Genomic DNA, 9,060 nt, shown 5'->3' on the forward strand with positions numbered 1-9,060 from the left:
ATGGCGTTCCCGCGCGGCTTTGGCGGCGTCCGCCGCGGTGCGCTCGTGCGCGGTCGCCGCGTCGCGCTCGGTTTCGGCAGCCGCCAGGAGCTCGTCGGTCACCGGTTCGTCGGCCGGCGCGGCCGGCGACGGATGCGCCGTCGCTCCGCACACGGCGCAGGGCTCACCCTCGACGAGCGTCGTCGCGAGCTCGCCCGCATAGCCGTCGAGACGGAGCTGGAGGAGTGCGGCGACTCTCGCGGCGGCGGCAGCGGCAGCCGCGGCCGCGTCGCGATGGACGATCTCGGCCGCGCGCTGGGCGGCGGCGAGCCCTTCGGCCTCGACCGCGGCCGCAAGGCGCCCGCTGATCTCGTCGTGGCGCACGCGCGCGGGATCGCGGCGGGACGCCGCCGCGCGCTCGGTCTCGAGCTCCGTGTCGATGCGCTCGAGCTCGGCCGGCACCTGCGCCCGCTGTGCATCGAGGGCGACGACATCCGCCTCGAGCCGCGCCGCCTCCGCGGCGGCAGCCGTCTTCCGCGTCTCGCCGTCGGCCAGGGCCGCCTCCTGCGCGAGGGCCGCGGTCCACACGGCCAGCTCGCCGGTGAGGCGCTCGACCACCGCGGCGAGATCGTCGGCACGTGCATCATCGGTGCCCGCGACCGCACGCGCCCATGCCGCATCGGCCGACGCCGCATGTTCGGCCGTCGTCACCGCACTTCGCTCGGCTCGGTGGACCGTCTCGAGCGGCGCGCGCAGCACCTCTGCGGAGCGCGCGCGGGTCAGTCGCCGACGGTCGTCGGCGATCTGCGGGCCGGCCTCTTCGAGCACGGCGAGCCGGTCCCGCGCGCGGCCGAGCTCGGCCTGCGCTTTCGCCAGCGCGACCCGCTCGGCGTGCGCAGCCTCCGCGACGCTGCGGGCGTCGTCCGCAGCGGCGCGCTCGCGCGTCAGAGTGTCGAGGCGGTACGACGAACGCTGCTGCCCCAGGTCGACGGCCGCGCGCCGCGCGGCCAGGTCGACCCGAGCGTCGCCGTCTGCCTCGTCGGCCGGCACCAGCTCGTGCGCCGCGATCAGACGCTCCGCCTGATCGAGCAGGGTGCGGGCCCGCTCCCCCAGCGCGTCGAGCTCGTGCTGCGCCGCCTTGCTGCGCTCACCCAGCTCACGCGCGTACTCCTCGTAGCGACGCGTGCCGAACAGGGCGCGCAGCAGGGACTGCCGCTCGATGCCGGAGGCGAGGAGGAACTTCGAGAACCGGTTCTGCGCGAGCAGGATCACCTGCTGGAACTGCTGCGCGTTGAGCCCGAGCACCTCGTCGAGGAACAGACCGACGTCGCGGGGTTTCGCCGCGCGGCCGATCCACGCGCCCTCGACGAGCTCTTCGAGCTCGGCGCGTGTGGGCTCGGTGGTGAGCCCCCCGCCGCGGCGTGCCGGCCGCTGGTACTCCGGGGCACGGGTGACGCGCCAGCGGCGGTCGCCGACGGTGAACTCGAGGCGGACCTCCGTGGGGTCCTCGGGTGCGCAATGGTCGCTGCGCAGGCGCTTGTCGCCCGTCTCGTAGCGGGGCACGCTCCCGTACAGCGCGAAGCAGACGCCATCGAGGATGCTCGATTTGCCCGCGCCGGTGCGTCCGGCGATGAGGAAGATGCCGTCGTGCTCGAACGACTCGAAATCGACGCTCTGCTTCTCGCGGAACGGCCCGAAGCCGGTGAGTTCGAGATGGTGCAGCCTCACGCGGTCGCCTCCACCCGCGCGCGCTGCTCCAGCAGCTCGCCGACGAGCTCAGCCTCGCGGATCGACGCGCCTTCTCCCTCGCGCACATGGGAGAGGAAGGCGTCGACGAGCTCGGCGTCGTTGCGCGCAGAGCGCACGCGCTCGGCGTAGGTGCGTGCGTCGTCGATGCGCGTCGCGACCGGAGCGTGACGCACCTCGGCGCAGAACGGGAATCGGGCGAGCAGTCGCCGCATCGGGTCGCGCTGCGGCAGCGGATCGGTGTATTCGGCGCGCACCCAGTCGTCGACGTGGGTCGCGAAGCGCTCGTCGGTGAGCAGCTCGTCCAGCGTCGCGGTCAGCGTGGTGAGGGCGCGCGGCACCGGGAGCGGCAGCCACTCCACGTCGCCGAGTCCGTCGGCGCCGAGCTCGACCAGCCACGACCCGCGCGGCTTGTGCCCCTCGTCGAAGCTGTAGTGCAGGGGCGCCCCGGCGTATCGCACGCGCGGCGAGAGCTGCTGACGCCCATGGATGTGGCCGAGGGCCATGTAGTCCACGCCGTCGAAGGTGGACAGCGGAACGATGTCGAGTCCGCCCTGCTGGATGTCGCGCTCGAGGTGCGGCGTCGGCTCGACCCCCGCCGCGAAGCAGTGCGCGACCGCGATCGAGCGCGCGCCCCGGGCCGCAGCATCCGTCCGCACCAGGTCCATCGCGTGGGCGAGCACGTCGGCCTGCGTGCGCACGCCGGGCCAGGCACCGCGCAGGAGCACGGGCTCGAGGTACGGGATGCCGTACACGTGCACCGGGCCGTGCTCGTCGTGGACGGTGACCGGGGCGCCGATGGTCGTGGGATCGGTGATGACGTGGACGCCGTCGCGGAGGAGGCCCGATTGGAATCCGAGCCGGGCCGCCGAGTCGTGGTTGCCGCTGGTGACGACGACGGTCGCACCCGCGTCTGCCAGGCCGCGCAGCGCGTCGGTCAGGAGCGTGTACGCGCCCGCTGCCGGGGTCGCGGAGTCGAACACGTCGCCCGCGACGATCACGAGGTCGACATCGCGCTCCGCCACCTGCGCGACCAGCGCCTCGAGCACACCGCGCAGCGCATCGAGCGTCGAGTGGCCGTGGAACGACCGCCCGATGTGCCAGTCCGAGGTGTGCAGGATCCGCATGCTCATCACGGTACGTTCGGCCCCTGACATCGCCCGCGAGGCAGGCCGCGGACCCGCGAACCACCGGGGTTTCCGCGTCGGTGCGGCGTCTCCGGCGCGTACCCTCGAGCCATGTCCTTGCCCGGGGTCTGCGTGGTGTTCCTGCTGCGCCGCGGACCGCAGGGCGCCGAGGTGCTGCTGGGCCGGAAGCGCACCGGGCTCGGCCAGGGGAAGGTCGTCGGCATCTGCGGCTGGGTCGACCCCGGCGAGGGCGCCGACGAGGCCGCCGTGCGCGAGGCCCGGGAGTCGGTCGGCGTGCGGGTCGCGGCATCCGATCTGCAGGTCGCCGGAACGGTCGAGTACCACTTCCCCACCCGGCGCGCGTGGTCCCAGCAGGCGACGGTGTTCGTGTGCCGCAGGTGGCAGGGCGACCCCGTCGAGCGCGACGGGATGACGACCCAGTGGTACGGCCTCGACGCCGTGCCGTACGCGCGCATGTGGGACGACGCCTCGCGGTGGCTGCCGGGCGTGCTCCGCGGCGGCACAGTCGACGCGCGCTTCACATTCGGGGCGGATCTCGCGACGGTGGTGCTCACCGCGGAGTGACCGCGCGGCGACGTCGCCTCCTGCCGGGTTCGCGCGTCTTCCGGCGGTGCACCCTCCCCTCGGTCCTCCGGCGGACGTATCGTGGAACATGGCGCACAACGCAGACACCGCTCCGCGATCGACCGTGGTCGCGCTCGTCGGGGCCGACAGCGACGAGCTGCTGACCGGCCTCGCCGATGTTCCCGCGCTCGTCGCGCTGTCGCTCCGCGAGGCCGAGCCGGCCGTCGCCGCGCACCTCGTCGCCTCGGTCTCCATGCCGTACGTCGTCCACGACGCCGATCCGCTCGAGCACGTCGCGTCGGCCTGGGTCGAGTTGTACGAGGAGCGCGCCACGCTCGGCTCCCTCGAGGCGGAGGTCGGGGCGCTGCTGTCGCTGTTCGCGTCGGGCGAGGCCGTCATGCCCGACTACTACGTGGTCGCCGGACCCGAGGCGATCGAGGGCACGTGGCGGCACTGGTGGCTCGGCGCGCTCGCCCACCACGCGCCGTCGCGTGTGCTTCCGGTCGAGGCATCCGGCACCGCCCTGCGGGCGAGGCTGCGCACACTGCCCGCCTCACGGCCGTGGCCCGAGCCCGAGGCCTGGCTGCCGCGGGTGCAGTTCGACATCCCCGATCGCGTCGGCCTGCGCGATCAGCCGGGCGCCGCCTGATCCATGACGGACGTCGAGAGATTCGCGCACGCCGGCGCGACGCTCGTCGCCGAGCGGCGTGGGCGCGGTGAACGCGTGTACGTCCTCATCCACGGCATCGGCATGGGACGCAGCGTCTTCACCGACCTCGAGCGTCATCTGGGCGACGGCGAGGTCGTCGCTTTCGACCTCCCCGGCTACGGCGAGGCCCCCGAACCGCGCCGCGTGCTCACGATCGAGCGCACGGCCGATCTCGTCGCCGCCTACCTCCGGGGCCGCGTGCGCACTCCCGCCGTCCTCATCGGGCACTCGATGGGCGCGCAGGTCGCGCTGGAGGTCGCCGTGCGCCATCCCGCGCTCGCCGACCGCATCGTGCTCATCGGACCGACCGTCGACCCCGCGGCGCGGACGGCGCCCCGGCAGCTGTGGCGGCTCCTGCGCGACATCGCCGTCGAGAGCCCGGTGGTGATCGCGCGCGGCGCCCGGGAATACGTGCGCGCCGGGCCGCGGCTGCGCGCGAAGTTCCGCGCGATGCTCCGGCACCGTCCCGAGGACGTGCTGCCGCGCGTGCGGATGCCGGCGCTGGTGCTGCGCGGCGAGGACGACATCGTCGCGCCGCAGCAGTGGTGCCGACGGGTCGCCGACACCCTGCCCGACGGCCGGCTGGCCGAGGTGGCGGGGCACGGCCACGAGACGATGATCCGGGATGCCGCACCCGCCGCGCGGGTCATCCGCGAGTTCGCCCGATCGGCGTGACGACGGCTGACGACTGCCTGGTCTCGCCGGAATCCTGCCATCCCCGCCACAGCCGGCAATGTCGGAACCCCCGCGTAGGTTTCACACTGTCGGAACCAACGGAGGAAACCATGTTCGCTGTATACGCCGCCGAACAGCAGTACCGCCACGACACCTGGTCGCGAGACCGCGAGCACGCGCTCCTCGCCTCCATCCGCGAGCGGAAGACCGCTGTCGCCCCGCACCGCCCGGCCCGCGTCATCGCGCGCCCGCAGCGCTCCGCGTGGGCTCGGCCGATCGGGTTGCACGTCTCGGAGCACGACCCCGCGGTCTGCGCCGTCGCGTAGCCGACGACGGTCAGGGCGTGCGCGGGTCCGCGGGAGCGGGCCCGCGCGCCGCGCCGGCGGCCTGCTGGGCCGCGCGGTCCTTCGCCACGGCGTCGCCGATCATCTGACCCCCGCTGCGCAGGAGGGCGCGACGCCAGGGCAGGGTGCCCTCGATCTCGATCTGGATCGAGATCGACAGGATGGTCCGGATCAGCACGATGAGGCCCAGGATGGCCGCGTCCTCGAGCGACGGCTTCGAGGTGATCGTGCGGATGAGGTCCGCGGCGACGAGCACCTCCAGTCCGAGGAGGATCGCGGCGCCGAGGGTCGTACGCAGTGTCGTGAACGCGGCCTGACCGCCCTCGTGGCGCGCGAGCGACCGCCCGCCCAGAACGAGCGCGATCACGAAGCCCACGATCATGGCGGCGGCGCCGATCGCTTCGAAGCCGACGGCGACGGCGGTGAACACTGCCTCCATGTGCACGCGCCCAGCCTAGGGCCGGGCGCGTGCACATCGGTGACGGAATCGCGGTGTCAGCTCGCGGGCTCCCGGCGAGGGCGCGCCGGATCGTCGGTATCGCCCACCGACACCTGTCGGGCGAGCTCCTCGATGTCGTTCTCCGGCAGTTCGATGCCGGACTGCGTGAGCCGCTGACGCAGCACGTGCGCGATCTCCTCCAGGGGATGGGTGCCGATGTCCTGGCGCGTCTGTGCGACGATGCCCGCCACCTTGTCGATGTCGGAGGCGTTGTTCTGCGCCATCGCCGGCAGCCGCTGCTCCTGCTCGGTCCCGAGGGCGCCGGGCGTGCGCTGCGCCTCCCCCGCCGTCTGGGTGTCGCGGGCGCCGTCCTGGCCGTGGTGGTCGGTGCCGTCCTCCACGACCCCGATGCCGATCGCCTCGTGGCTCGGCGGGGGCGCCGCCGGCACCGCGGGCTCGACGTCGGCAGGACCCGGGTCTCCCGTCGCGGATGCGGCATCCCCCGCATCGGGCGCCGGTTCGCCCAGCGTGGGCGGGGCCGCCGGCGGCTCGTCGCGCACCGAGTCCCCCGGGGCCGGCGTCCCGCCCGCACCCGCGGCATCCTCCCGGTCGGGGTAATTGACCCCGGGCTGCTCGTATTCGTTGCCGGTCGTGCTCATCACGGTTCTTCCCCTCTTCCGCTGTCGGTCGCAAGGTCGGGATCGGCGCCCTGCCGGGCCGCCTCCCCCCTCGACGGGATCGTCGGGCTGCAGGGCGGCATCCGTCAGCAGGTCAGCCTCGCTGACCGCCGCGGTGCGCTCCCGCGACTCGGTGTCGTCCACCTGCTCCCAGCCGCCGGGCGGGTCGGCGTTCACGACGCCGTCGGGCAGGTCCTGGTTTCTCGCTCGATCGCGATCCATGGCGTGCTCCTCTCGTCCTCCCCCAGCCTCCGTCGCGGAGACGCACGGCGACATGGGGTTGACAAGAATGCCGACGGTGTCGGCGGGGCACGCGGGAACTACGGACGGGGATTCAGGATGCCGCGGCGCGACGGGTTCGCATCGAACCAGTCCGCGACATACCAGCACACCGGGATGACCTTGCGGTCGCCGCGCTCCTCGAGCTCCTCGACCGCCCGCTCCACCAGCTCGCCGGCGTACCCGTGCCCCCGGAAGGTCGGAACGGTGTAGGCGCGGGTCATGGCCACCGTGCGTCCGTCGTCGCGGTAGTCGAGCACGCTCACCAGGTCGTCGCCGCGGTGCAGGGTGTACCGCGAGGCGTCGGGCTCTTTCGTGAAGCGGAGGTCGGTCACGCCGTCAGGCTACGCCCGTGGCGCCGGGGCGGGATCCGTCTCCCGGTATGTCGCAGTGATCGCCCAGCTGACACTCGGTCTCACCCGACGTGGAACTGAGCAATCTGTCACATTCCGAAACGATCTGGGCCCAGAACCCGTGCGATTTGACGTTTTTGGACAAAGTCGGTAATAATCGGGCACATGACTGACAACGCGCTGTATCTGTCCGCCCGGGAGGCGAACAGGACTGCCGGCATGATGATGGCCGGTCGCGTTGCCATGTGTTGTCGAATGTGCCACTAGCACGGTGACCCCCGTCGGACTCCTCCTCCGCTTCTGAACACGGATCGTACGGAGTCCCCCGAAGCACCGGTTTCGTGCGTCGATCACGCGCACCCGGACCCGCTTCGCACACCGCCCAACGTCGGGCACAGGCCTCATCCGGCCTACGGCCTTTCTCGCCACCGACGACCAGGGCCGCAGCACATCATTCAACCCGGTTTCCGCCACCCGGGTTCCTCCCGCAAGGACCATCATCATGTCGACCACCGCTCTCCTCGACCGTCCCACCACCGCCGCCCCCGTCCGCCACCTCCGCGCCGTGAATCACCCCGTCGCGGTCGAGGCGCCCACGGCGCCGGCCCCCGAGCCCGCACAGCCGGCCGGGCGCGCCCTCCCCGCCGGCACGGCGCCGCGCGGGTTCGCCCTCTACGTCGGCATCGACGAGGCCAAGGCCGCCGCCTCCGGCGTGAACCTCGGCGTGCTCGTCGACGCCCTGCGCCGCACCCTCGCCGAGCTGGCACCGTCCGCCGAGACGTACGCCACCGTCGCCCTCGCGCCGGTCGGCTCGGGCGGCCGCGACGTCGACGTCGTGCGCCTCGCGCTGCACGAGCCGTCGGCCGTCGCCCGCACCAAGCAGGAGGAGCCCGAGGACGAAGAGCCCGCCTCGGGCGGCGTCGTCGTCGACATCTCGCGCAAGCGCGTGCTCATCGACGGCGAGTCCGCCGCCTTCACGTTCAAGGAGTTCGAGCTGCTGCAGTACCTCGTGCTGCGCGAGGGCCGCACGATCGAGCGCACCGAGCTGGTGACCTCGCTCTGGCAGGGCGCGACCGACGACGACGCCCCGGGCGAGCGCACCATCGACGTGCACGTCCGTCGCCTGCGCGCCAAGCTGGGCCGCTACGAGGACATCGTCCGCACCGTGCGCGGCGTCGGCTACCGCTTCGACCGTCACGCTGACGTCGTCATCCGCTACGGCCACGGCACCCCGTCGCCCGACCGCTTCTGATCGAGGTTCCTCCGGCGGCGATGTCGGAGGCGTCGGCGTAGGGTGGGCGGCATGACCACCTCGCTCTCGCGCATTCCTCGGACGAGGGATGCCGAGCGCTTCGGTCCGCGGGCCGCGACACGCGATCCCCGGCCCGATCATGGCCGGCCGCTCGAGACGGAGTACCGGCCGCGGCATCCGCTCGATCTCCGCCGCACCGTGCTGTATCAGCGGCGCGGAGCCGGCGACCCGACGATGGCGGTCTCGGGCGCGGTCATCTGGCGGGTGAGCCGCACGCCGGCCGGCATCGCGACGCTCGCGATCCGCGAGACGCATCCGGGCGTGATCCGCGGGGCGGCCTGGGGTCCGGGGAGCGACTGGGCGCTCGCGCAGCTTCCCGCGCTGTGCGGTGCGGACGACGACCCTGCCGACTTCGATGCGTCGCGGCATCCGCTCATCGCCGACGCGCATCACCGCAACCCCGGCCTGCGCCTCTCGCGCACCGATCTCGTGTTCGACGCCCTGGCGAGCGCGATCTTCGAGCAGAAGGTCACCGGCATGCAGGCGTTCGGCGCGTGGCGGCGCGTCGTGACGTGGTGCGGCGAGCGAGCCCCCGGTCCGACGCCGGCGCCCATGTTCGCGCCGCCGACGATCGACGGATGGCAGCACGTCCCCTCGTGGGTGTGGCACCGCTCGGGGCTCGAACCGCCGCAGTCGAAGACGGTCGTGCGCGCCGCCCGCCGCGGCGATGCGATCGTGCGGACCGTGCTCGCCGCCGAGGACGGCGAGGCCGTCGACCGTGTGCTCGTGAGCCAGCCCGGCATCGGTCCGTGGACCTCCGCCGAGACCCGCATCCGGGCTCTCGGCGAGGGCGACGGCCCGGGGGGGGGGGGCCATCCCCGGGGGCCCCGGGGGG

11 protein-coding genes are annotated in these 9,060 nt (G+C 73.3%); 6 read left to right on the top strand and 5 right to left on the bottom strand.

Going from position 1 to position 9,060, the window contains the following annotated elements; all coding sequences use genetic code 11:
* Positions 1 to 1,707 (bottom strand): AAA family ATPase (locus ACLBXX_RS20405; RefSeq protein WP_447659516.1); only part of this gene is annotated, 1,707 nt, incomplete at its 3' end.
* Complete coding sequence (locus ACLBXX_RS20410) at positions 1,704 to 2,852, bottom strand: exonuclease SbcCD subunit D (protein ID WP_447659517.1); 1,149 nt, start codon at positions 2,850 to 2,852, stop codon at positions 1,704 to 1,706. The genes ACLBXX_RS20405 and ACLBXX_RS20410, both read right to left, overlap by 4 nt.
* A 111-nt stretch (positions 2,853 to 2,963) precedes the next feature.
* Between ACLBXX_RS20410 and ACLBXX_RS20415 the strand changes: the two genes are divergently transcribed.
* The 4 genes from ACLBXX_RS20415 to ACLBXX_RS20430 all read left to right on the top strand — a co-directional run bounded on the left by ACLBXX_RS20415 (position 2,964) and on the right by ACLBXX_RS20430 (position 5,147).
* The gene (locus tag ACLBXX_RS20415) at positions 2,964 to 3,437 is read left to right on the top strand and encodes an 8-oxo-dGTP diphosphatase (RefSeq protein ID WP_447659518.1); all 474 of its coding nucleotides are present in this window, start codon (positions 2,964 to 2,966) and stop codon (positions 3,435 to 3,437) included.
* Positions 3,438 to 3,525: 88 nt separating this feature from the next.
* Positions 3,526 to 4,086, top strand: coding sequence for a hypothetical protein (locus tag ACLBXX_RS20420; RefSeq protein WP_310285402.1), 561 nt, complete (start codon positions 3,526 to 3,528; stop codon positions 4,084 to 4,086).
* 3 nt (positions 4,087 to 4,089) lie between these two features.
* Complete coding sequence (locus tag ACLBXX_RS20425; protein WP_447659519.1) at positions 4,090 to 4,821, top strand: alpha/beta fold hydrolase; 732 nt, start codon at positions 4,090 to 4,092, stop codon at positions 4,819 to 4,821.
* A gap of 110 nt (positions 4,822 to 4,931) precedes the next feature.
* Positions 4,932 to 5,147 (top strand): hypothetical protein, encoded by a 216-nt coding sequence (locus ACLBXX_RS20430; protein ID WP_387139586.1) that lies wholly within the window; start codon positions 4,932 to 4,934, stop codon positions 5,145 to 5,147.
* Between the two features lie 10 nt (positions 5,148 to 5,157).
* Here the strand turns inward: ACLBXX_RS20430 and ACLBXX_RS20435 are convergent, their stop codons facing one another.
* The 3 genes from ACLBXX_RS20435 to ACLBXX_RS20445 form a co-directional block, all read right to left on the bottom strand.
* Complete coding sequence (locus ACLBXX_RS20435) at positions 5,158 to 5,604, bottom strand: DUF1622 domain-containing protein (RefSeq protein ID WP_387141264.1); 447 nt, start codon at positions 5,602 to 5,604, stop codon at positions 5,158 to 5,160.
* 56 nt (positions 5,605 to 5,660) lie between these two features.
* Positions 5,661 to 6,503 carry a hypothetical protein gene (locus ACLBXX_RS20440; RefSeq protein ID WP_447659520.1) on the bottom strand — a complete coding sequence of 281 codons (843 nt, stop codon included), beginning with the start codon at positions 6,501 to 6,503 and terminating at the stop codon, positions 5,661 to 5,663.
* A gap of 98 nt (positions 6,504 to 6,601) precedes the next feature.
* Positions 6,602 to 6,895: a GNAT family N-acetyltransferase gene (locus tag ACLBXX_RS20445; protein WP_310285409.1), complete on the bottom strand. Its 294-nt coding sequence runs from the start codon at positions 6,893 to 6,895 to the stop codon at positions 6,602 to 6,604.
* A gap of 520 nt (positions 6,896 to 7,415) precedes the next feature.
* Between ACLBXX_RS20445 and ACLBXX_RS20450 the strand changes: the two genes are divergently transcribed.
* The gene (locus ACLBXX_RS20450; protein ID WP_387139598.1) at positions 7,416 to 8,165 is read left to right on the top strand and encodes a winged helix-turn-helix domain-containing protein; all 750 of its coding nucleotides are present in this window, start codon (positions 7,416 to 7,418) and stop codon (positions 8,163 to 8,165) included.
* A 51-nt stretch (positions 8,166 to 8,216) separates the two neighbouring features.
* Positions 8,217 to 9,060 (top strand): DNA-3-methyladenine glycosylase family protein (locus tag ACLBXX_RS20455; RefSeq protein ID WP_447659521.1); only part of this gene is annotated, 844 nt, incomplete at its 3' end.

The organism is Microbacterium sp. C23T, from assembly GCF_053345975.1.